Annotated in this window: 17 protein-coding genes; 1 reads left to right on the top strand and 16 read right to left on the bottom strand. The window is 42.8% G+C overall.

The window, feature by feature from the left end; genetic code table 11:
* Positions 1-39 precede the first annotated feature (39 nt).
* The 11 genes from FTV37_RS00665 to FTV37_RS00615 all read right to left on the bottom strand — a co-directional run bounded on the left by FTV37_RS00665 (position 40) and on the right by FTV37_RS00615 (position 15,264).
* Complete coding sequence (locus FTV37_RS00665) at positions 40-924, bottom strand: metal-dependent hydrolase (RefSeq protein ID WP_180062812.1); 885 nt, start codon at positions 922-924, stop codon at positions 40-42.
* A 240-nt stretch (positions 925-1,164) separates the two neighbouring features.
* Positions 1,165-2,586 (bottom strand): FAD-dependent oxidoreductase, encoded by a 1,422-nt coding sequence (locus FTV37_RS00660; RefSeq protein WP_180024289.1) that lies wholly within the window; start codon positions 2,584-2,586, stop codon positions 1,165-1,167.
* A gap of 69 nt (positions 2,587-2,655) precedes the next feature.
* Positions 2,656-7,131: a glutamate synthase large subunit gene (gene gltB / locus FTV37_RS00655; RefSeq protein WP_180062883.1), complete on the bottom strand. Its 4,476-nt coding sequence runs from the start codon at positions 7,129-7,131 to the stop codon at positions 2,656-2,658.
* 446 nt (positions 7,132-7,577) lie between these two features.
* A complete protein-coding gene (locus tag FTV37_RS00650; protein ID WP_168378178.1) occupies positions 7,578-8,417 on the bottom strand; it encodes a hypothetical protein in 840 nt (279 codons plus the stop codon).
* 7 nt (positions 8,418-8,424) lie between these two features.
* Entirely contained in the window at positions 8,425-9,507 is a 1,083-nt protein-coding gene (gene aroB, locus FTV37_RS00645) for a 3-dehydroquinate synthase (protein ID WP_180062811.1), read from the bottom strand.
* Positions 9,508-9,521: 14 nt separating this feature from the next.
* A complete protein-coding gene (gene aroK, locus FTV37_RS00640; protein WP_078189378.1) occupies positions 9,522-10,067 on the bottom strand; it encodes a shikimate kinase AroK in 546 nt (181 codons plus the stop codon).
* Positions 10,068-10,103: 36 nt separating this feature from the next.
* Complete coding sequence (gene pilQ, locus FTV37_RS00635; RefSeq protein ID WP_180062882.1) at positions 10,104-12,215, bottom strand: type IV pilus secretin PilQ; 2,112 nt, start codon at positions 12,213-12,215, stop codon at positions 10,104-10,106.
* 61 nt (positions 12,216-12,276) lie between these two features.
* Entirely contained in the window at positions 12,277-12,804 is a 528-nt protein-coding gene (locus FTV37_RS00630) for a pilus assembly protein PilP (protein WP_078192530.1), read from the bottom strand.
* Entirely contained in the window at positions 12,801-13,523 is a 723-nt protein-coding gene (locus tag FTV37_RS00625) for a type 4a pilus biogenesis protein PilO (RefSeq protein ID WP_168378181.1), read from the bottom strand. The genes FTV37_RS00630 and FTV37_RS00625 overlap by 4 nt, the downstream gene beginning before the upstream one ends.
* Complete coding sequence (locus FTV37_RS00620; RefSeq protein ID WP_168378182.1) at positions 13,520-14,206, bottom strand: PilN domain-containing protein; 687 nt, start codon at positions 14,204-14,206, stop codon at positions 13,520-13,522. Before FTV37_RS00620 ends, FTV37_RS00625 begins: the two co-directional genes overlap by 4 nt.
* Positions 14,206-15,264 (bottom strand): pilus assembly protein PilM, encoded by a 1,059-nt coding sequence (locus FTV37_RS00615; RefSeq protein WP_078189383.1) that lies wholly within the window; start codon positions 15,262-15,264, stop codon positions 14,206-14,208. Before FTV37_RS00615 ends, FTV37_RS00620 begins: the two co-directional genes overlap by 1 nt.
* Positions 15,265-15,429: 165 nt before the next feature.
* Between FTV37_RS00615 and ponA the strand changes: the two genes are divergently transcribed.
* Positions 15,430-17,970, top strand: a complete 2,541-nt coding sequence (gene ponA / locus FTV37_RS00610; protein WP_180062810.1) for a penicillin-binding protein PBP1a — start codon at positions 15,430-15,432, stop codon at positions 17,968-17,970.
* A gap of 53 nt (positions 17,971-18,023) precedes the next feature.
* Here ponA and FTV37_RS00605 read toward each other — a convergent pair whose 3' ends face one another.
* The 5 genes from FTV37_RS00605 to ftsI all read right to left on the bottom strand — a co-directional run bounded on the left by FTV37_RS00605 (position 18,024) and on the right by ftsI (position 24,774).
* Positions 18,024-18,827: a putative RNA methyltransferase gene (locus FTV37_RS00605; RefSeq protein ID WP_180062881.1), complete on the bottom strand. Its 804-nt coding sequence runs from the start codon at positions 18,825-18,827 to the stop codon at positions 18,024-18,026.
* Between the two features lie 76 nt (positions 18,828-18,903).
* Positions 18,904-20,022 (bottom strand): phospho-N-acetylmuramoyl-pentapeptide-transferase, encoded by a 1,119-nt coding sequence (gene mraY / locus FTV37_RS00600; RefSeq protein WP_078189386.1) that lies wholly within the window; start codon positions 20,020-20,022, stop codon positions 18,904-18,906.
* Positions 20,022-21,431 (bottom strand): UDP-N-acetylmuramoyl-tripeptide--D-alanyl-D-alanine ligase, encoded by a 1,410-nt coding sequence (murF, locus tag FTV37_RS00595; protein ID WP_180062809.1) that lies wholly within the window; start codon positions 21,429-21,431, stop codon positions 20,022-20,024. The genes mraY and murF overlap by 1 nt, the downstream gene beginning before the upstream one ends.
* Before the next feature lie 9 nt (positions 21,432-21,440).
* Positions 21,441-22,937, bottom strand: coding sequence for a UDP-N-acetylmuramoyl-L-alanyl-D-glutamate--2,6-diaminopimelate ligase (locus FTV37_RS00590; protein ID WP_180062808.1), 1,497 nt, complete (start codon positions 22,935-22,937; stop codon positions 21,441-21,443).
* 10 nt (positions 22,938-22,947) lie between these two features.
* Positions 22,948-24,774, bottom strand: a complete 1,827-nt coding sequence (gene ftsI, locus FTV37_RS00585; RefSeq protein WP_180026113.1) for a penicillin-binding protein PBP3 — start codon at positions 24,772-24,774, stop codon at positions 22,948-22,950.
* Between the last annotated feature and the right edge of the window lie 5 nt (positions 24,775-24,779).

Here is a 24,779-nt window from a genome sequence, read left to right as displayed (position 1 = left end):
AAAAAAAGCCCACAACTCGGGCTTTTTTAACATTTTGAATTAACTATACAATTGCGGTGTAGTTTCAGTCTGAAAACTTTCCATTTGATATTCATCAGCAAGGCGTTCTTTCCAATATTTCACGATCTGACTGTAATCAATTTCGCTCGGATGGAATTCTGCTTTGTAATATGACAAATATTCTGGCGTCAATTGAATAAACATTTTTGCCAATAAATACGCCCCGAATATATTTCCACCAACCTTCGGCAAACTTTTTTTCTTATCCTGCATAAATAGTTTCGTTGTAGAATAAAACGTAAGACTTGCAAAACCCGTGGTCACACTGCGCATAATCATGCGGCGTATTTTGTCATCTCCATAGACATGTTGATATACATCAAATGCCACTGCGCGATGCTCAATTTCTTCAATCGCATGCCAAACCCAAAGTTTCACTGCATCATCATCTAAAGTACTGAGCACTTCAGGATGTCTTAAAATATAGCCGCCAAGTAAAGCGGTAAAATGTTCAAATGCACAGGTGATTGCTAACTGTATTTTTGGATGTAAGTTTTTTACATAGCTGTCTTTACGCGCCAGCCATGCTTGGAAACGATCTAAATTATAGGTTTCACTGCGCCAAGCATCGTTAAATTCAGCATGGGCTTTGGAATGCATCGCTTCTTGCCCAATGAATGCTGCGATCTCAGCTTGTAATTTTTCATCACTGACTTTATCGCGTACATTGCGCACGCTATGCACAAAGAATTGCTCACCAATGGGAAAGGTCGATGACAATGCCGTCAACAAATGCGACATCACCGGTGAATTTGCAAAATAATGCCGGCGAATCGCTTTAGGATTGAATTGTGCTCGACGTACCGTAATGCCAATGGCTTTAGGACGATTTAGATATGTTTTTTGTGTCGTCACTTGCGTCATGGTCGCTTCCTAAGATTTGGATCATGATCGCAGTATGTAATTCCTAAGCTCTTTCACACATGGCAAAATGTGCTAGCACATTTGCATAATTCACCATTCTAAAGCGCTGTCTGACAACTTTTCAGCGTATTTATCTGCAAAATCCATTCACGTGTCATTTGAGGTAAATTCCAAATAATAAAAAACCCGCCGAAGCGGGTTTTTTGAATGAATCCAGTGCAATCACTGGCGTGTCATGACTTAAACATCTAAGTAGTCAAGAATACCTTCTGCAGCTTGGCGACCTTCCCATATTGCTGTTACCACAAGATCAGATCCACGTACCATATCACCACCGGCGAAAATTTTCGGATTCGATGTTTGGAACTTAAATTCTTGCTGTTCAGCAGCAATGACGCGACCTGAACCATCCATACTGATGTTTGATGTTGTAAACCAATCTGCAGGGCTGGTACGGAAACCAAAGGCTAGCAATACTGCATCTGCTGGTAAAATTTCTTCTGAACCTGGAACTGGCTCAGGGCTACGACGACCGCGACTATCAGGTGCACCTAGCTGTGTAGTCACAACTTTAACGCCCGTCACTTTGCCATTTTCACCTACAATTTCAATCGGCTGACGATTAAATTGGAAATCCACACCTTCTTCACGCGCATTTTTCACTTCACGACGTGAACCCGGCATGTTTTCTTCATCACGACGGTAGGCACAGACAACGGATTCGGCACCTTGACGGATCGAGGTACGGTTACAGTCCATCGCGGTATCACCACCACCGAGAACAATCACTTTTTTGCCTTCCATGCTGATGTATTCAGATGGATCTTTTTCCCAACCTTGCGTACGGTTGACATTGGCAATCAAGAAATCCAGTGCATCATGCACACCAACAAGGTCTTCACCCGCAAAACCACCCTTCATGTAAGTATAGGTTCCCATACCCATGAATACAGCGTCGTAATCAGCCAAAAGCTGATCAATCGTCACATCTTTACCAATTTCAGTATTTAGACGGAATTCAACGCCCATGCCAGAGAAAATCTCACGGCGACGTTTCATCACATCTTTTTCCATTTTGAATTCTGGAATACCAAATGTCAGCAAACCACCAATTTCAGGGCGTTTGTCGAATACAACTGGCTTCACACCATTACGTACAAGAATATCTGCACAGCCAAGGCCAGCAGGGCCTGCACCAATAATCGCAACTTTCTTGTCTGTCCACTTAACGTGTGACATATCTGGACGCCAGCCCAATGCAAATGCCGTATCGTTAATGTATTTTTCAGCATTACCAATGGTGACTGCACCAAAGCCGTCATTTAGCGTACACGCGCCTTCACATAAACGGTCTTGCGGGCACACACGACCACAAACTTCAGGCAAGGTGTTGGTTTGATGACACAATTCTGCCGCTTGGAAAATGCGACCTTCTGCAATCAGTTTTAACCAGTTTGGAATGTAGTTATGTACTGGACATTTCCATTCACAATACGGGTTACCGCAACCTAAGCAGCGGTGTGTTTGGTTTTTTGCAACTTCAGCTGTAAACGGTTTATAGATTTCCACAAATTCTGCTTTGCGGACAACCAGATCTTTTTTCTCTGGATCTTGGCGTGCTACATCCAGGAACTGAAAGTCATTATTTAGGCGCTCTGCCATGTCTCTCTCCGTGGGTAGGTGTAAGCATGTTTGGACTTACACCTGCCTATCAAATCTGCAGTAGTGGAATTATTGTGGATCAGCTTGAGTTGTTTTCAACAAAGTCTGCAAATTAGCAGCTTTTGGTTTCACAAGCCAGAATTTGCGGCTATAGAAGTCAAACTCGTTGCGGATCTTATACGCCCAAGCACTACCTGTTTCTTTAATATGTTCATCTAAGATACGGCACAAGAACTCTTTGTGTTCTTCCATTGATTCTGTAGAGATACGGTTCAATTCAATCAGTTCGTGGTTGTAATGGTCAACAAAGTCATTGTCGAGGTCGAGCACATAAGCGAAACCGCCTGTCATACCCGCACCAAAGTTATGACCCACTTTACCCAATACCGTCACGATACCACCCGTCATGTATTCACAGCAGTGGTCGCCTGCACCTTCAATCACAGCAAACGCACCTGAGTTACGTACAGCAAAACGCTCGCCTGCTGTACCTGCAGCAAACAATTTACCGCCTGTTGCACCATACAAACAGGTGTTACCAATAATCGCAGTATTTTGAGTTTGGAACGGTGAACCTTTCGGTGGGAAGATCGAGATACGACCGCCAGCCATACCTTTACCCACGTAGTCGTTCGCATCGCCTTCTAGGCTGATGTGTAAACCACCGGCGTTCCAAACACCCAATGACTGACCTGCAGTCCCTGTTAATTTAACTTTAACAGGATGCGCTTCCATGCTGAGGTTGCCATAACGTTTTGCAATCTCACCCGAAATACGCGCGCCAATTGAACGGTCACAGTTACCAATTGTGAAGCTATATTCACCGCCTGTGCCTGCTTCAATCGCTGGCAGCATTTCAGCTACCATTTTCTCAGCCAATAAGCCTTTATCGAATGGTGCATTACCTTGTACTTCACAGTACTGTGCTTTGCCTTCAGCCGCAGGATGTGATTGGAGCAATGCACTCAAATCAAGGTGTGCATGTTTTTCAGTTTCACCCGGAAGCATTTCAAGTAAATCTGTACGACCAATCAAATCTTTGAGGCTAGACACACCGAGTGCCGCCAACCATTCACGGGTTTCTTCCGCAATAAAGTGGAAGAAGTTGATCAGCATTTCAGGCTCACCGATATAGTGTTCCTGACGTAAATGATCTTGTTGTGTTGCAACACCGGTCGCACAGTTGTTTAAGTGGCAAATACGTAGGTATTTACAACCCAATGCGATCATCGGTGTAGAACCGAAACCGAAACTTTCTGCCCCAAGAATCGCTGCTTTCACAACGTCTAGACCCGTTTTCAAGCCGCCATCAGTTTGTACACGGACCTTGCCACGCAGGTCATTCACACGAAGCGCCTGATGCGCCTCAGATAGACCAAGTTCCCATGGTGAACCTGCATGGTGAATTGAAGAAAGTGGAGAAGCCGCTGTACCACCGTCATAACCAGAAATGGTAATGAAGTCTGCGTATGCTTTTGCTACACCTGCCGCAATCGTACCGACACCCGGCTCAGAAACCAGCTTAACGGACACCATCGCCTGTGGGTTAACCTGTTTTAAATCGAAAATTAACTGTGATAAATCTTCGATTGAGTAGATGTCGTGATGCGGCGGCGGAGAAATTAATGTCACACCCGGTACTGAGTAACGTAAACGTGCAATTAAGCCATTCACTTTACCGCCCGGCAACTGACCACCTTCACCTGGTTTTGCACCTTGTGCCACTTTAATTTGAAGGACTTCTGCAGAAGTTAGATATGCAGGGGTCACACCAAAACGGCCAGATGCAATTTGTTTGATTTTCGAGTTACGGATAGTGCCGTAACGCGCTGGGTCTTCACCGCCCTCACCTGAGTTCGAGCGACCACCAATGGTATTCATAGCGATTGCAATAGCTTCGTGCGCTTCAGGCGATAATGCGCCTAAAGACATCCCAGCCGAGTCAAAACGTGGCAGAATCTCTTCTACGGATTCAACTTGATCGAGTGCAATCGATTGATCTGTTTTCAGTTTGAATAAGTCACGAATCGTCGCGATTGGACGGTTATTCACTAGCTCTGCGTATTCTTTAAAGTCCGCATAATTACCAGAACGCACAGATTTATGCAGCGCATTGATCACGTCTGGGTTAAATGCGTGATATTCCTTACCGAATACAAATTTAAGCATACCGCCTTGATCGATTGGCTTACGTGATTTCCACGCCAAATCTGCCAATTTTTTCAAGTCATTTTCTAGATCAGAGAATGTTGCGCCTTTAATACGGCTCGGTACACCCGTAAAGCATTTTGCAACCACTTCATCAGAGAGGCCGACTGCTTCAAACAGCTGACCGCCACGGTAAGAGGCAACAGTAGAAATACCCATCTTAGAAAGTACTTTCAATAAGCCTTTCTCAATACCTTTACGGAAGTTCGCTTGCGCATGAATTGGGTCACCCAGCAACTCGCCTTTCGCGATTAAGTCATTGATCACGTCATAAGCTAGGTACGGATAAATCGCAGTCGCACCGAAACCAAGAATCACCGCAAACTGATGTGCATCACGCGCCAAACCAGTTTCCACAATGATGTTGGCATCTGTACGTAGACCTACATTGATTAAATAGTGGTGAACCGCGCCAGTTGCCATTAATGCATTGGCAGGTAAGAAACCTTGACGGATTTTCTTATCAGACAATACAAGCAATGTTTTTCCGTCGCGAATCGCTTGTGCAGATTCTTCACAAATACGCGCGATAGCAGCTTCTAAGCCTTCATCTTCTGCATAGTTCAGATCGATGTCTGCAATTTCATAACCTTTACGACCAAGGGTACGAATTTGATGCATTTTCGAATTGGACAATACAGGGCTTGAAATGATCAGACGATCTGCATGCTCTGGACCTTGTTCAAATACATTTTGTTCACGGCCGAGACATGTCTCTAACGACATTACGATCGATTCACGTAATGGATCGATTGGCGGATTCGTAACCTGAGCGAACTGCTGACGGAAGTAGTCAGACACATGGCGCACTTGACGAGACAATACTGCCATTGGCGTATCATCACCCATTGAGCCCACGGCTTCCTGACCGCTTTCAGCAATTGGACGAAGCAATTGGTCACGCTCTTCAAAGGTCACCATGAACATTTTTTGTGAAGCTTTCAGGTCATCGCCTTTTAAGCCTTGTTCACATAAATATTCTTCTAGCTCTGGACTGCCTTGCACACGTACTGAGTTTTCACGTAACCACTGACGATACGGGCGCATACGTTTGAGGTGATTACTCACATCTTGAGTATCGAGCATTTTGCCAGTAAAGGTATCGATCACCAAGATTTGACCTGGACCGACACGACCTTTAGATACAACGTCTTCAGGTTCATAACCCCAAACACCAATTTCTGACGCCAAGGTGATGTAACCATTTTTAGTAATTACCCAACGTGCTGGACGTAAACCATTACGGTCAAGCATACAAATCGCATGACGGCCATCTTGAATTACCAGACCTGCTGGACCATCCCAAGCTTCCATATGTTTTGAGTTGAATTCGTAGAATGCACGTAAGTCAGCATCTAAAGTTTCAACGTTTTGCCACGCTGGTGGAACCAACATACGTAGCGCACGGAACAAGTCCATACCGCCACCAACAAGGATTTCCAGCATATTGTCTAAGCTTGAAGAATCCGAACCTGTACGGTTTACGATTGGATTCAGCTCAGTTAAACCTGGCAATAATGGGTTTTCAAATTTTGGTGTACGCGCCATCGCCCAGTTACGGTTTGCGGTAATGGTGTTAATTTCACCATTGTGCGCCAAGTAACGGAACGGCTGTGCCAAAGGCCAACGCGGCAAGGTATTGGTTGAGAAACGCTGATGGAATACTACGATGTGTGACTTTAAACGCTCATCAGCAAGATCGGTATAGAAGTCAGCAATCGCTGCTGGCATCATCAAACCTTTATAGCTGATCACAGTTGAGCATAAAGTGGTTACATAGAAGTATGGGTCAGCAGTCAGTTGTTGTTCTGCACGACGACGTGCCATCACCAACTTACGGTTGAATTCAACCTCTGAAACACCCATTGGGCAATTCACGATAATTTGTTCAAATGCAGGTAATGACTGCATCGCGATTGAACCCAACGCATCGTTATTGGTTGGCACAACACGCCAAGCGATGACTTTACAGCCTTCGTCTTCGATTTCTTTGGTTAAAATTTGTTTTGCATGTGCGGCTAATGCAGGGTCTAGATTTAGAAATACCGTACCCACAGCAAAGATTTCACTCAATGTAATGTCACTGAGTTTTTTCGCTTCTTCACGGAAAAATTCTTTTGGCATAGCAAGGAGTAGACCACAGCCGTCACCGGTTTTGCCATCTGCGGCAATACCACCACGGTGGGTCATACAACTTAAACTATGCATGGCGGTTTTGACGAGATCATGGCTTGCATCACCCTGCATATGGGCGATTAAACCGAAACCACAGTTATCTTTAAACTCATCCGGTTGGTATAAACCTTGAGCGGGAGCTACAGTATTAGGCGATGGCATGTGCATAGCGTACCCTTCTTTTCTTTACAGCTCTTTCGAGCACTTAACAAACTAATTTCTTGTTGCGATTCGTCTTAACTTACTCACATGAATTGTTCTGTCGAGCAAAATTATTTCTTATTCACACCCTTAAGATAAACCGAATTCATCTTTGATGCATGAATAAAAAGTCAAATTTTCTGCTTTTGCAGTTCAGATCAGGGATAACGACTGGATTAATGACTTCGCACTTTTATCGAATCATTTTCGCGCCAAAACAGGGAGAAAAGTTCAATTTACGCACCAATTAAGCAATTTGTATGCCAACTTGATGCATTTTCTCCTAAGATGGCTGATTACAAGCATTTTTTAGTTATAACAAATAATTCAAATTGTTCTTTTTTAATTTTATGCACTTTTTCTGTGCAGTTTAGACTTTTCCTAAGAGGTCTTGCGCTATTTTAGAACTAATTAAATGGATCGGTTACTTCTTGTTCTACCGGTGCAGGTTTTGGACGTGGTGCATCTACACTACTTTGTGATTTTTGCACATCAATCACATTCCCTTCCGCATCACGACGAGTCACCGTAGTACTTGTCGTTGCATTAGTTGGTGTTGTTACCGTCGCTGCAGCCGCTGCTTTTCGTGCGGCGATTTGAGCTTCATCAATTTTCGGTAAAGGCACAGATTTTAATTTAACAGCATATAACTTTTGACTCGACGACATTTCTTCCGTGCCCAAGTCATTCACATATGCTTGATATTGTTTAAATTCCACCACTTCAGGTTTAATTGAAGCAGGCAAAGCAATGTTGAGGCTCGACATTGCAGCTTTGGCATCATTTTGCGACGAATATGGTCCAGTTAAAATGACGTATTGCTCAGGATGGTCTTCACCTGAAAGACGAAGATAAATAAATTTGTGACGCTCAGGCTGCTTGCGTAAGAAGCTTTTTAAAATATCTTCTTCAGAAACCCGAAATAATTCAACACCATAAAGCTTGGCAGAGTCATTAATAAATTTAGTGCCGCGAAATTCTGGCTCATGTTGAGCTGTAGCAACCACACGGGTCGTCATATCAAGTGGACGTACTTCTTCATTTAATGCACCAAGATGGGACATTGCTGCCACTTTCTCTGGCTGAATTTGCAAATCCACTTCGGTTTCAGCTTGCTTTTCAACTTCAACCAATTCTTTGGTATCTGTAATCGCCCAGAAAACCAATGCAGCGAACAGACACACAGCTCCACCCACCAACCATGCGTAGTGATGAACTTTTTGCCATTGAGACTGCCGCGCTGCCATGATGTACCTACTCTGCCTGATTTGCCAAAATTGCCTGTTTCATTAACTCAACATCAAACTCTTTGGTGATGATGGCCTGACCTAATGATTTCAGTAAAATAAGTCGTAATTGCCCATTCAATACTTTTTTATCATGAGACATATACGCCAAAAAATCCTCTAGCGGAATTTTAGGGCAAACTATCGGTAATTGTGCACGTAAAATGATTTTTTTTGTACGTTCTAAATCTTCAGCTGTGATCCAGCCCATACGATGGGACAAATCTGCAGCCATTACCATACCAGTTGCAACGGCTTCACCATGCAACCATTCACCATATCCTAAGTATGATTCAATCGCATGACCAAAGGTATGACCCAGGTTTAATAACGCACGTTCGCCTTGTTCTTTTTCGTCATTGGCCACAATACGCGCTTTATGGGCACATGAACGATATACTGCTTCAGCCAACAAAGTTGCATCACCTGCAACTAAAGCATCCATATGTTGCTCAAGCCAAGCCAAGAATTCAACATCACCCAACAATGCATATTTGATCACTTCAGCCAAACCTGCAGAAAGTTCACGTGCCGGCAAAGTTTTTAATTGCGCCATATCCGCAAGAACCACTTGGGGTTGCTGGAAGGCGCCAATCATGTTTTTACCTAGTGGATGGTTAATCCCGGTTTTTCCACCGACACTTGAATCCACTTGAGAAAGTAACGTCGTCGGCACTTGAATAAAATATACACCACGTTGATAGCATGCAGAGGCAAAACCGGTCATATCCCCAATGACACCCCCACCTAATGCCAAAACCGTACAATCGCGGTTAAAGCCTGCTTCGAGTAAGGCATCAAAAATTAAATTCAAATGGTCTAAATTTTTATACTTTTCACCATCAGGCAAAATACATGTTGCAACGGTTTTCCCTAATGCTTCAATTGCATCCACATAATGTTTTAAATAGAGCGGAGCAACTGTGGTATTAGAGACAATCATCACTTGTTTACCCTGAATATAAGGCTCAAGTAAAGTTTGTGGATCGAGGTCACTACCAATAAAAATAGGGTAGCGACGATCACCAAGTTCAACATGTAAGGTTTGCATGAATTTAACCTTTTCTAACGAGATATATTTTGTGAAACAATTAAATTAAAAATTTTTTGCGCAAGATCTCGCGCGGCACCTTGATTGGTTTCAATAATATAGTGCGCGACTTCACGATAAAGAGGATCACGGGCAGCCAATAAATCTCGTAGCTTTTGCTCTGGATTTTCCACTTGAAGCAGTGGACGATTTTTGTCGCGGTAGGTTCGTTGTAACTGAATTTCCACCGGAGTATATAGATAAACAACAATACCACGTTGTTTTAAGAATTCGCGATTTGGGGGCTGAGTCACTGCACCACCGCCAGTCGCCAAGACCAGTTGTTTTTTTGCAGTTAACTCATCAATGACATTCGTTTCACGACTTCTAAACCCTTTTTCCCCTTCTTTTTCAAAAATCCAAGGAATCGTCGCACCTGTTTTACGTTCAATTTCATGATCACTGTCTAGAAATTCACGTCCTAACAATTCTGCTAAATGTCGCCCTACGGTTGTTTTTCCTGCCCCCATTGGCCCTACCAAATAGATATTTGGTAGGGTTTCAAACTCTTTGCTTGGCAAGGAGTCACCTATTTCTTTTGTTAAATTGAAAATATATTAATGATTTCTCGTAACACTGTCATTAACAATTCGCGGAGTAACAAAAATCAGCAACTCATTTTTTGCATCGCTTTTTAGATCTTTACGGAATAAACGTCCCACATAAGGAATATCCCCCAAGAATGGCACTTTAGTTTGCTTACTTTGCGTTTCCTGATTAAAAATACCGCCGAGCACAACAGTTTCACCGTTGTTGACTAAGACATCGGTATTAATTTCATTTTTATTCAGGATAATTTCACCATTATTGGCATACCCTGCTGGTGAATCACTTTTGATATTCAGCTTCATTTGCACTTTACCATCTGGAGTGATGCTCGGTGTGACATCCAGACTCAATAGAGCTTCTTTAAACTCGGTAGAAGAAGTCGCATTTGAACCGGTACCCGTTGTGGTTTGATACGGAATTTCTTGACCTGATGCAACTTTGGCTTGTTGTTTATCCGCTGTCAGTACTTTTGGTGTGGAAATCACTTCACCATAACCATCCGCTTGTAAAGCAGAAAGCTCTAAATCCAACATAAAATCAGAAAGACTAATCAAACCAAACGCAATTCGACTCGCACCTGTAGTAGTCACACCTAAATCCACGTTTAAATTTTGAGGACGTTGAATGGTATATTTCCCATCATCATCCGGGGTTTTTAAGTCCCAAAGCGTAGTATCACTCCCACCCACCAATAAATGGTCATTTTGGTTAATCCCTTGAGACAAGAGACCCCATTTCACACCCATTTCTTTGGTAAAGTCTGTAGACGCTTTCACAATACGCGCTTCGACCATCACCTGTTTGACTGAAACATCAAGCAAATCCACCATTTTACGAATTTGATCAATGTTTTGTGCGGTATCATTGATAATCAGTGTATTTGTTCGCGTATCTGCAGAAATCGTTCCACGTGGACTTAACAAATTACCCCGATCATCATCAGCATTATTACTATTAGACGATCCAGTGTTGCCTGCTGTTTTAGACTGGGTAATCAGTTTCTCAATATCAGCTGCCTTAGCATAACTTAAAGTAAGATATTCTGTTTGAATGGGTGCCAACTTCATACTTTGACGTAAGGCTTTCGCTTCTTCTTCTTCCGCTTTAATCAACTCAGAAACAGGCGCAATCCAAATCACATTACCATTACGGCGTTTATCTAAATTCTTGGTTTTCAATACGATATCTAGTGCTTGATCCCAAGGCACATCTTTCAAACGAAGTGTAATATTCCCTTGTACTGTATCAGCAGCAACCATATTGATTTCAGTGAAATCAGCCAAAAGTTGCAGCACACGACGTACTTCAATGTCTTGGAAGTCTAAAGAAATCTTCTTACCGGTATAATGATTTGCGGCTTTAGGACGTAATGGATTCTTATCTTCCGGACGTTTCAAACTCACCGTTAATTTATTATCGGTTTGATACGCCATATATTCATAGCTACCCGTCGACTGAATGGTAATTACCCCATTACCTCCATCATTATGTGCGTCCACCGTTGCAACTGGCGTTGCAAAATCATTGACATTTAAACGGCGAGTCAAATGTGCAGGTACTTTATTACCTAAAGTACGGATCACCACTTTACTGCCTTGTTGCTGAACATCAACAGGGGTGTTTCCACCCAGTAAATCTACAACAACTTGACCTTCACCATTAGAACCACGATGGAAACCAATATTTGAGATGCCCTGTTGCTGACGTTGTGCTGTAGGCTGTACATAACTTGCAGCTTGTGCAGAATTAATTTTTAGAATGAAGGTATTACCTTCAACACGCGTGGTAAATGCACCCGCATTGGCTAAATTCACAGTTAAGCGCGCACGTTGTGCATCCGAACTCACATCCACAGTGCTTGCTTCAGCCGTTGCAACAGGAATTGAACTTTGTTTTAAATTTTGCTGTGCTTTATCAAAATCTAAGACCAGTCGTGATGGTTGATCGAGTTGATAAGCTTGTGGTTGCGGCGGTAAGCCATTAAACATCACGCGAATTTCAGTCCCTTGACCTGGAATTTGCATTGGTACCACATTGGTTACACTCACCTGAGCATTGGCAACTTGCATCATCGCCATTGCAACAGCCCCCATCGAAAACTGACGAAACACATGATTCATTGTATTGCCATCCCCAAAAATAAAATCTTGTACACTATTCTTCATTTTTATTCCTTTAAGCTTAAGGTGCTGGTCCAATTAATATGAGACTTCTAGGACGCTCTACATATCCTTCTCGCCCATCCGGAATAATCTCAATCAAATCAATTTGCGTCGGGGTAATATTTACCACTCGACCATGATTGAGCCCCATATAACTTCCACGTTGAATACGCTCAACTTCACCATCCGGCGTCTGAATCAAGGCTAAAATTTGCCCAGATTGGTTACGCATACTCCCCTTCATATTCAGGGTTTCGAGTGCATAACTTTCCAAAGGTTGAGGCTGACGACTCAAGTTTGGATAAACACGCTTACCTGCCATGATTTTAAGTTCTGCTGCCAATGAACTTGGCAAGAACGGACTTTTTAAAGAGTGCGCCGCATAATTAAAAGTTTCGACAGGTACAAAATCTGGCGCAGGCTCAATCGCTAATGGCGCTTGATTGCGTATATTTGCCATCTCTTGATTGACCACATCAATACGTGATTCACAACCTGCTAATACAAATCCAACCATCACAGAAAGTGCCAATTTATTCATTTTCATTTTGGAGCCTCCTGTGTGCTTGCTGAATCTGCAGCTTTCGCAGCACTTTCAGTATTTCCTTCGTAACGATATGTTTTCGCAGAAATGACATAATCAATTTTTGGAATATCTGAGTTCTTTTCTTTATTTTCAGTTGCTGTAATCGTTAAATTATGCAAAGTCACAATCCGTGAAAGCCCGGCAATGCCACTAACAAATGAACCAAAGGCATGGTAATCACCCGTTGCTTCAATACGAATTGGCTGTTCCGTAAAGAACTCTTGCTTCACTTCAGGCTCAAGACGAATAATTTTAAATTTCAGTCCAGAATTCACACCAGTTAAGTTGATATCTTCAACCAAACCTGGAATTTCAGTTTCTTTCGGCAATTGTTCTAATTGTTGATTAAAACGTGCTTCCATATCCTGCAACTGCAACTGATATTGTTGCAAATTACGCAGTTTCGAATCTTTCTCACGAAACTCATTCAACAAATTTTGTTCTTGCGCATTAGCACTTGAAATAGCTTCAATCTTGCCTTTAATCGCCAAGAAATAGCCCAAAATTGCCACAAGAATAATGATAAAAATCCAACAGGTAATTTTGACTGAAATTGGCCAACTACCATAGTTATTCGGATCTAGCGTATTGAACTGCTGTACAAACTTATCAAAAGTCATTTTCTTTTTCGGAATGACAACAGCATCTTGATTCAATTGCTCAAATTCATCACGACTCATTTTGCAACCTCCGGAGTTGGTGTTGCTGCAGTTTGTGCGTCAGATTTTTGCGCCGATGAAGCTGACTGTCCTGCATTTGCTGCTGGATCATTAATGGTCGGCTGCGCAATTTGCTCCAAATCAGCAGTCACAGTAAATGCACCATAAGATTCTTCTACGCGAGGAACCACAGATGTCGGCGCTTTGTCTTTTTTCTCTTCAGCCACAAGGAATGAGCTCATGAAGGCATTACGATACCAAGGTGACGCTTCCAAATTACGCAGTAAATCTGCAACAGTATTTGGACTTTCCGCACGCCCTTCGATCATAAATTTGTCGCCATTACGCTCAAATTTTGTGATGTACATATTGGCAGGTGTCACACGAACCAATTCATCTACAAGATGTACAGCGATTGGACGTTGACCTTGTAAGCCTTGAATCAACTTCATGCGTTCAATAATGGCATTACGCTGTTCTTGTAAACCATCCAAAGACTTTAATTGAACATCTAAATTTTGGTTATGACTGATAATCAATTGGTTCGCTTGTTCTTGATCTTTTAATTTGTGATCAAAATACAACCATGTCAAACCAACCCCAATTACCCCAATTAAGAAAGCCCCAATACAAAGTGCAATAAATTCTTTTTTTCGTTTCTCTCTTAGCTCATCACGCCAAGGGAGCAAGTTAATTTTTGCCATTAATCAAAACTCCTCAATGCTAGACCGCATGCCACCATGAGTGATGAGGCATCATTTTCAATTTTTTTAATATCAATTTGAGGTGAAAAACCCATTTGTAAGAATGGATTGGCAATCGTGACGCGGTAACCCAATTTTTGTTGAAGTAGTTTTGCAAGCCCCGGAATATTGGCATTCCCCCCTGCCAATAAAATATGGTCAATTTCGTTGAACTGTGAAGATGAGAAGAAGAACTGTAAAGAACGCGCTGCTTGTTGCACGACAGCTTCTAAGAAAGGTTCTAAGACTTCAACATCATAATCATCTGGCAAAGCACGTGTTTTTTTCGCACGACCCGCTTCTTCGAAAGACAATGCATAGCGATTTTGAATTTCCTGTGTCAATTGTTTGCCACCAAACACTTGCTCACGGGTATAAATCACTTTGTTATTCTGCATGACAGATAAGGTCGTCATACTATGACCAATATCTAAAATGCCCACGGTATTTACACCCATTGGCAAAGTATCTGAGAAAACTTTAAATGCATTTTCAATTGCAAAGCTTTCTACATCGCCAATTTTTGGTGTCAGACCCGCAAGCTGAATAACTTCCGCACGCGCTTCAACATTTTCAATACGCGTAGCGACAAGTAAAACATTGACACGATTTGGATTAGATAGACGATCCGGCAAGACCTCAAAATCAAGGCTCGCTTCATCAAGTGGGAAAGGAATATATTGCTCAGCATCATCACGAATCTGAATTTCACGTTCATCATCGTTCATATCTGCGTCCATTTCGATGATTTTTGTAATCACCATCGATGTTGGAACCGCTAAAGCTGCATTAGTGGTCTGCGTATTGGCCAAATTAATTGCGCGCTCTAAACAGTCACCTACAGCTTCCGGATTCAATATGTTCTTTTCAACAACACTTCCTTCTGGTAACGGGACCAAAGCATAGCTTTCTACCCAATACCGTCCACTTTTTACAGAAAGTTCCAAAACCTTAACAGAAGTCGAACTAATATCTACTCCTATTAACCCCTTATTTGGCTTACGATATAACCTGAGCACAATATAATTCCTATTATTTTTTTATCCCCAAAAAAATTAACCCACTAATTAGCATTGGTCTATAATTTTATACAGATACAATAACTCATCTAACAATCCGTATATCGAAAGGATATACTGACCACCAATTAGTTTGCCATTAGCTCTTATTAAAACTTACTTGTTATGAAAAAGCTATCTTGTTCAGGCCTTGTTCATCCATTTTTTTTGGCCATTATTATTATTTTGGTCGCAATTCCAATGGGTTTCTATGGCATGTATCTCTATATTGCCCCGTCTTTGCCTGAAATGTCCATCTTAAAAAAGGCTCCATTATTAAAACCATTACAGGTTTATAGTGCTGATAATGAGCTGATTGCAGAATATGGTGGCAAACTTTCGGTCCCTGTAGAGTACGACCAAATCCCGTCTCATTTCATTCATGGCTTTTTAGCTGCGGAAGATTCTTCGTTTTTTGAACACAGCGGCATTAGTTTCAAAGGATTGGGGCGTGCCGTCAGTGAAAGTATTACCGGTTCCGATGTGCAAACCGGTGGTTCAACCATTACCATGCAGGTTGCAAAAAACTATTATCTGACTCCAGAGCGTACTTTAAAACGTAAACTGACCGAAGTTTTCCTTGCTCGAAAAATTGAACAAAATCTAAGTAAAGAAGAAATTTTAACGCTGTATGTCAACAAAATCTTTTTAGGAAAAAATGCCTACGGGATCGCAGCAGCAGCAAAAATTTATTATAACAAGAGCCTGCAAGATTTAAGTTTGGCTCAAATGGCAATGATTTCAGGCTTACCCAAAGCACCATCAAAATATAATCCTGTAGCCAATCCCAAACGTGCTTTAGAGCGTCGTAATTGGATTTTAGGACGTATGTTGCAATTGGGTTATATCAATCAATCTGAATATCAAAAAGCGATTGCTGAACCGATTAATCTCGATATGCCTGACCGCGGAGTCAGCAACAAATTCCCTTACGTCGGGGAAATGGTTCGCTCAGAACTGGTAGAAAAGTTTGGCGAACAAGCGACTGATTCTGGCTATAAAGTCTACACCACCATCAACAGCCAACGCCAAGCCTATGCCGAACAGGCCGTTCAAGAAGGTCTCGAAGCTTACGATAGACGACATGGTTGGCGTGGTGCAGAAGCACATGATGAACCCTTAAAAAACTTTATTCCATATGCCAACACCTATCCTGCCGAAGTCACTAAAGTTAACAACACCAGTATCGAAGTGTTGATGCAAGACGGCAGTAGTGTGACAGTTCCATGGTCAGGTCTGTCTTGGGCACGCCCCTATCGCAATGCCAATAGTGTAGGCAATGCGCCTAGCAAAGCCTCACAAATTGTAAAAGTTAAAGATATTATTCGCCTACGTCCGAATGCGGATAAAAGCTCATGGGCTTTGGTACAAATTCCAAAAGCGCAAGGTCAATTGATTGCCCTTAATCCCAACAATGGTGGTATTGAAGCCATTGTGGGTGGTTATAATTTTTATCAATCTAAATTTAACCGTGCCTTACAAGGCTGGCGTCAACCAGGTTCAACCATTAAACCTTTTGTTTATGCTTTAGCACTTGAACGCGGTATGACACCGTACTCCATGGTCAATGACAATCCAATTACCATTGGCAAGTGGACACCTAAAAACTCTGACGGTCGTTATTTGGGGATGATTCCTCTACGTCGTGCCCTCTATTTATCACGTAACACAGTTTCAGTTCGCTTATTACAAGTCGTCGGGATTGAACGTACTCGCCAATTATTTATGGATTTTGGTTTGCAAGAAAACCAAATTCCACATAACTACACCATTGCTTTAGGTACCCCACAGGTGCTACCGATTCAAATGGCGACAGGTTATGCGACATTTGCTAACGGCGGATATCGTATTCAACCGCACTTTATTAGCCGTATTGAAGATGCTTATGGCAAAGTCATTTATCAAGCCAATCCTGAATATGCATGTATTCAATGTATCAATCAAAAGGATGAAGTTGAATCTGCAGATCCGACCACGCCTGATGATGAAGTGATTGAAGTCACCAATCAGGATAACAAGCCCGCTGAATCGAAAATTTCCGATACTGAAGCAGCAAACTATAAGCAAGCTCAGCGAATTTTGAAGTCGAGTTCGGCCTTTGATATGGCGAACATCTTGCGTGACGTGATCCAACACGGTACAGGTCGAGCGGCTTTAAAAATTGGTCGCGGTGATTTAGGCGGTAAAACCGGTACAACCAATGATGCAAAAGACGCGTGGTTTGCTGGATTTAATGGAAAATTGGTCACTGTGGCTTGGGTCGGTTTTGACCAACCCTCTACTTTAGGTCGCCGTGAATATGGTGGTGTTGCAGCATTGCCTATTTGGTCAGATTTTATGGCGAAATCACTTAAAGGCACACCTGAAGCTTGGGTGCGTTTAGACACCCATGCCAAGAATCCAATCAACCGTAATTCGGCTAAAGCGACTCAAGGTCAACCTGAACAAGATCGTGCAGCAACGCCACCAATGGCTCAACCGCTGTATCGTCCTGCTCCTGTTGCACCGAAGCCTCAGGCTTCGCAAAATGATTTTGACGACCTTCCTGGGTCTACTGAAACCAATCTTGCACCGACTCGAACTGCGCCTCCGCCAATGCAGCCTAAACCACAAGGTGCAGAGCATAAAACGGACGCACTTGATCATCTCATCGATCAAGTTCAGTAAATACTGCATAAAAAAAGCCCTCAAACGAGGGCTTTTTTATCACTTCCAATGCATTATTTCTTTTTAAAGAGATAAATTTGATACTGCGCTTGCAACTCAAATTGTTCATTTTTTTCTAGAGCTTCTCGACGCTCAGCTTTCACTTTATATGCATAAGGCGTCATTGCAATTAAGTTTTTGAGATCCTGCTGAGAAAGTGACATTTTCGCTTGAACCACTTGTTCACTTTCCAATTCAAAATCATTCGCCAGTTGTTCCACAAATTTATGCGGTTCATGTGGTTTTACTTCTTCAAACAGGGCTTCACGCATTGCATAAAGATGCTCTGGCGCAGGTGTAACCACCATCAAGTGCCCTTCAGGCTTTAACACACGAAGGATTTCTTCTTGAGGAATAGGACTAAATAAACTCGTACACAAGTCAATCGAATGATCTAATACAGGTAAGGTTGCCCCTGTCCCAACCACCCAAGTCACCTCTTTATTCAGTTTAGCGGCCACTTGTACTGCATTTTTAGCAATATCGACACCCACACACTGTAATACTTCAGCTTGCATTGCATTGGTGTAATAGCCTTCACCACAGCCAATATCCAACAAGTTTTCAACCCTTAATTTTTGAATCAAAGCCACTACTGCCTGTTGCAGAGGTGCATAGTGACCGGCACTCAAAAACGCACGACGCGCCTGTACAGATTCTGGCGTATCGCCTGGGTTTTTACTGTGTTTATGCTGAACCACATGTAAATTGACATAGCCTTGTTTTGCAACATCATAGCTATGATTATTTTCACAGCGCCATGTCCGCTCTGTGAGTTTTAATGCTTCACGGCATACAGGACACATCAACAGGTTCATCATTTACTCCACTAGATTTTGAAATAAAAAAACCGGCATCTGTGGGAGCAAATGCCGGTTTTGTTTATTTATTTGCTTAGCGTAATTTTAAAGTCATTAGACCCAAAACTACCAGCATAATTGTAATAATCCAAAAACGAATCACCACCTGAGTTTCACGCCATCCCTTTTTCTCATAGTGATGGTGCAGCGGTGCCATTAAGAATACACGCTTGTTCCGCATACGCAGCGAGCCAATTTGCAAGAAGACAGAAATAGCTTCAACCACGAAGACACCGCCCATAATGGCAAAAACGATTTCTTGACGAACCATGACTGCAATCGTACCGAGCATCGCACCTAGAGATAAAGCACCGACATCACCCATAAAGACTTGAGCAGGATGCGCGTTAAACCATAAGAATGCTAAGCCAGCACCGATCATTGCCGCACAGATCACGACAAGTTCAGATGCGTATTTCACATAAGGAATATGTAAATAATCGGCAAAACGAACATCACCAGCCAGATAAGCAAATACGCCTAAACCTGCGGCAACCAGAACGATTGGCATAATCGCCAGACCATCCAAACCATCGGTTAAATTCACAGCATTAGATGCGCCGTTAATCACCAAATAAGTAAAGACAATAAAGCCAATACCGAGTGGAATAATGGATAACGGAATGCTAATTTCTTTAAAGAATGGAATCAGCAAATCCAACATATTTGAGGTATGTACAGGGTTTGCTTGCTGTGTCGCAATCACATAGAGCGCAATACCGGCGCCTAACGATGCCACCGAAGTCCAAAAGAATTTCTTCTTCGCAGGCAGACCCGCATTATCTTTATAACGGATTTTAATCCAGTCATCTGCCCAGCCAACAGCACCAAAGATCACCATCACCCCAAGTACAATCCATACATAAGGGTTTGAAAGATCGGCCCAAAGTAAGGTTGAAATCCCAATAGACAGTAAAATCAACACACCACCCATAGTTGGTGTGCCCATTTTTTTGGCATGATTTTCAGGTGCAAATGAACTGACTGCCTGACCATATTTGAGAGCTTGCAATTTGCGGATCATCACAGGTCCAAGCAACAGACCAATGGCCAATGCCGTTAAGACACTGAGTAGCGAACGAAGCGTTAAATAACGAACAACCTGAAACGAGCTGTGATAACCCGCAAGCTGCTCAAATAACCATAACAGCATTAAAGTTTCTCCATCAATTCAGCCATCAAAGTTTCCATGTGGGTATAACGAGAACCTTTAAACAGGAAACTCATGGACTGAGGCTGATGTGTTTTGACTAGACTAATTAATAACGGTAAAGCCTGTTCTTGAGTAAGAAAGGCCTGTAATTTTTTACCATATTGTGTACTGCGCGCGCCTTCTTGCACAGCAGGTGAAAACTCACCGACAGCAACGACAAATTGAAGACCAGAGTGTGAGACAAGATCACGTCCCAACATGTAGTGCTGCTGTGCAGCAGAAGAACCTAACTCACCAATATCCCCAATGACCATGACTTTGATGCCATCTTGCTGCGCAAGTACATCAGCAGCAGCACGCATTGAGGTTGGATTTGCATTGTAAGTATCATCAATAAACAAATAATCTTTATGTTGAATAAAGTTTAGACGGCCTTTGGCACCTGTCGCATGTTCAAGCCCCACAACGATATCATCTAAACTCACACCAATCGACAACGCGAAAGCTGCGGCTGCAGTGGCATTTTGCACATTATGTTCACCAGCAAATGGCAGCTGAACAGGACGTGCACCGTGTGGCGTATTTAAGATAAAACGTGAAGATTGAGCCTGAAGCTCCGTCTCAGTCGCAAAGACATCCCCACCCTGACCAAAACTCATTAATTGTTCAGTTTGCACAGCTTGACGAATGGCATCTGTAAAATCATCTGCCGCAGGGACAATCGAAGTTCCTGTTTTCGCTATATGTGCATAAATTTCAGACTTGGCACGACAAATGCCATCACGCCCACCAAATTCACCCATATGAGCAGTACCAATATTTAAAATACCGGCAACCTGAGGCTGTACCAAATTTGAGGTGTAATCAATTTCACCCTTATGACTGGCACCAAGCTCCATCACGGCATACTGATGTTCTGGACGCAACTCAAGTAACATCATCGGTACGCCAAGGTCATTATTTAAATTACCGCGCGTAATTAATGTTGGTGCAAGACGAGAAAGGATACTCCCGAGCATCTCTTTGGTCGTAGTTTTACCACTGCTTCCTGTCAAGGCAATGACTTTTAAAGCTGGGTTTTGGGCACGACGAAATGCACCCAAATGTCCAAGCGCCAAACGTGTATCTGCAACCACCAACTGACAAATATCCACATCGACCGGATGACTAACGATGGCAATTTCACAACCCTTTTCAGCCACTTGAGCAAGGAAGTCATGCGCATCAAAGCGTTCACCTTTCAGGGCAAGAAAAGCGTCACCTTGCTCTGCATGACGTGAGTCGGTCAAAATTCGTTTTACAGAACCTGTCGGCGCTTGATTGTTATGCCAGTGGCCTTGTGTCGCTTGAACCAACTGTTCGGCAGTCCATGGTTCTAACGGAACCGTACTGGTCGTTGAAGTATGCATATCTGTTTCCTATTGCGCTGGATAAGCCGAGTCAGTGTTGTGATGCTGTGAATCAATCGCTGATTTCACTTCCACCACATCATCAAACCAATGTCGAACACCATCAATTTCTTGATAGTTTTCATGGCCTTTACCAGCAATCACCACAATATCACCCGCTTGCGCATGGTTGACTGCGAATTTAATCGCTTCACGGCGGTCATGGATTTCATGGACAGTTTTTCCAGTGAAATCAATACCAGCCTTCATATCTGCAAAAATTTGTTCTGGGTTTTCAGTACGTGGATTATCTGAGGTAATCAACGCAACATCTGCATGGTTTAATGCCGCTTGTGTCATCAATGGACGCTTACCACGGTCACGATCACCACCACAGCCGAACACCGCCCATAACTGTTGCGATACATGACGTTTTAAAGTCTGTAACACTTGAACTAAAGCATCTGGTGTATGTGCATAATCCACCACAAACAGGCGTTCATCATCACGAATCACTTGCATACGACCCGGTGCACCTTTTAACTCGGGCGCAGTTGCGATCAAGGCAGATAAGTCAAAACCCGCTTGCTCCGCTGAAATTAAGCTCGCCACAACATTTTCAATATTGAAGTGTCCCAATAATGGACTTTGCACCACAAATTCAGCTTGAGCAGTACGCAATTTAAATTGTGCGCCCGTTAAGCTGTATTGAATATCCGTCACTTGATAATCCGCAGCCTGACGCGTTGAATAAGTCAAAATTTTAGGCTGAGCCGGATTTTGACGTGCAGCATTCATCATCACTTCGGCATGTTCATCATCGAGATTGATGACTGCAACTTTGAGCGATGGAAACTGAAATAAACGTGATTTCGCTTCAGCATAGGCTTGAAGGGTTTTATGATAATCCAAATGGTCACGACTTAAATTGCTATAAGCGGCAATTTCAATAGCACAACCATTTAATCGACCTTGTTCTAATCCATGCGAACTTGCCTCAATGGCAGCAAACTCTGCTTCTTCAAGTGCATAGGTATGCAACGCATTTTGCATATGTAACGCATCTAAAGTGGTGTGAGAAGAAGCTTCTAAATTCGGTAAAATTCCGTTACCAGTGGTTCCCATCACTGCACACTTTTTGCCTTGCAACATGAGTAATTCAGCGATTAAGCGTGAGATTGTGGTTTTACCATTGGTACCCGTCACTGCCAAAATTCGTGCAGCTTGAACCGGTTGAGTCGCCTGTAAATATTGCTTTTGCCACAGCCCCATCAATTGACGCACATCCGCGAACACGACACTTTGATCCAAGCCCAAATCAGTTTCGGAAATAACTGCCAACGCACCATTTTCTAACGCTGTACATGCAAATTGTGCTGTTTTTTCAGGTTGCGAAAACGAAGTCAGGGCAATAAATATTTGCCCTGCTGTAACTTTGCGACTATCCAGATTGAAGCCTTGAAAGGATTGCGACATCCATTCAGCGGGCTGTTCAACGGTGTATAGATCTTGAAACGTAATTTTCATTCATCACCTATTACTGGATCTTAGGAGTGTCTAAAGGTTTATCTAAAGGTACGTTCATTAAACGTAAAGATTCTTGCATTACACGAGCAAAAACGGGTGCAGCCACCAGACCACCGTAATACTGACCTGTTGGGTTTTCCACCACAACAATCATGGCCAAACGTGGATCACTCACTGGTGCGACACCAGCAAAGAGTGCACGATATTCTGAAGTCGAATAGCCTTTACGGTCTGCACGTAATTTATGTGCTGTACCAGTTTTACCCGCCACGCGATAACCCGGAATATTGGCTTGACGTGCCGTACCACCCGGCAAGGTCACTGCTTCCATCATTAAAAGTACTTGATCAGCAATTTTAGGGTCAACCATCTGCTCACCTTTCGGCTTTTCCTCAAGCTTATACAAGCTCAGTGGCATTTTGACGCCCTTATTGGCAATCATGGCATAAGCATCAGCCAGTTGGAGTACTGTAGCGTTCAAACCATAACCATAAGCCATGGTCGCTACTTCAGACACATTCCATTTACTCTTCGGCAAAATCAGACCAGCACTTTCACCGGGGAATTTCACCGCTGAACGTTGACCAAAGCCAAGACGTTGATAGAACGTTGGTAATGTTTCATAAGGGAGAGATAAAGCGATTTTTGCCACACCGACGTTAGACGATTTTTGAATAATGCCGCCCAAAGTCAGAGGGCCATAGTTATGCGTATCTCGGATAGTATGATTCCCTACACGCATAGAACCCGGTGTAGTATTTACCACCGTATTTGCCGTGTATTTACCGCTTTCCAATGCCATTGCCACGGTCATTGGCTTCATGGTTGAACCTGGCTCAAAGGAGTCAATCGCACCACGGTTACGCATGGCATCTTTATTTAAGACACCTTTTTTATCATTCGGGTTGTACGACGGCCAAGAGGTCATCGCTAAAATTTCACCCGTTTTGACATCGACAGCAATCGCTGTGGCAGAACGTGCGTTATTGGCTACGCCGGCTGCAGTCAACTCACGATACATAATGTATTGCAAACGTGAATCAATACTCAGCGTGATATTTTCACCCGACTCAACCTCTTTCACGATCTCAGGGTCTTTAACGCGGTTGCCTTTTTTATCTCGGACAATTTGCTGCGCACCATCTACGCCTGCAAGACGTTCATTCAATTGCATCTCTAAACCTTCGATGCCCATACCCTCACTATTGGTTAAACCAATAATTTGTGAGTTTGGCTGAGGCTGTGGATAGTAGCGCTTATAGTTTTTCTCGGTATATACCCCCTGAAAGTCACGTTTCATGATCAATTCAGCTTGTTGTGGTGGCACTTCTTTCTTTAAAACTAAATAACGTGAACGTGGACGCTCATTCATTTTGCGTCTCAGTTCAGCACGATCCATCCCTACAGCATCAGCGAGTTCATCTAAATTCAGATTTTTATCTGGTAATTGACGTTTTAACTTACGGTTGTTTGGATCTTTAGCCAATTCCACCGTAATTTCTTCAAAGAGTTTTTTATTGTCAAAATAATCACGTGGATCGATCACGATTTTCATGATCGGAGTACTAATGGCTAAAGGAACGCCGTGACGGTCATAGATTACACCGCGCATGGCTTTTAAGGTTTCAGTTCTTAAAATTTTGGCATTGGCTTTATTTTGTAAAAAGTCTTTATTGATGATTTGTACATAAAAAGCCCGCCCGACCAATGCAATAAAGCACAGTAAAACCACCGCCCACATCAAGTGATAGCGCCACATCTCCACCGAAATGGCTGTACGACCAGTAACAGACTGCTGTTTTTTACGCGGAGTTTGTTTGTTTCTCTTTTCAACCATGTGAC

Source organism: Acinetobacter sp. YH16042 (assembly GCF_013417245.1).
Classification (GTDB): Bacteria; Pseudomonadota; Gammaproteobacteria; order Pseudomonadales; family Moraxellaceae; genus Acinetobacter; species Acinetobacter amyesii.
Note: the sequence above shows the minus strand (reverse complement) of the source record. Positions and strands in the feature narration are given on the sequence as shown.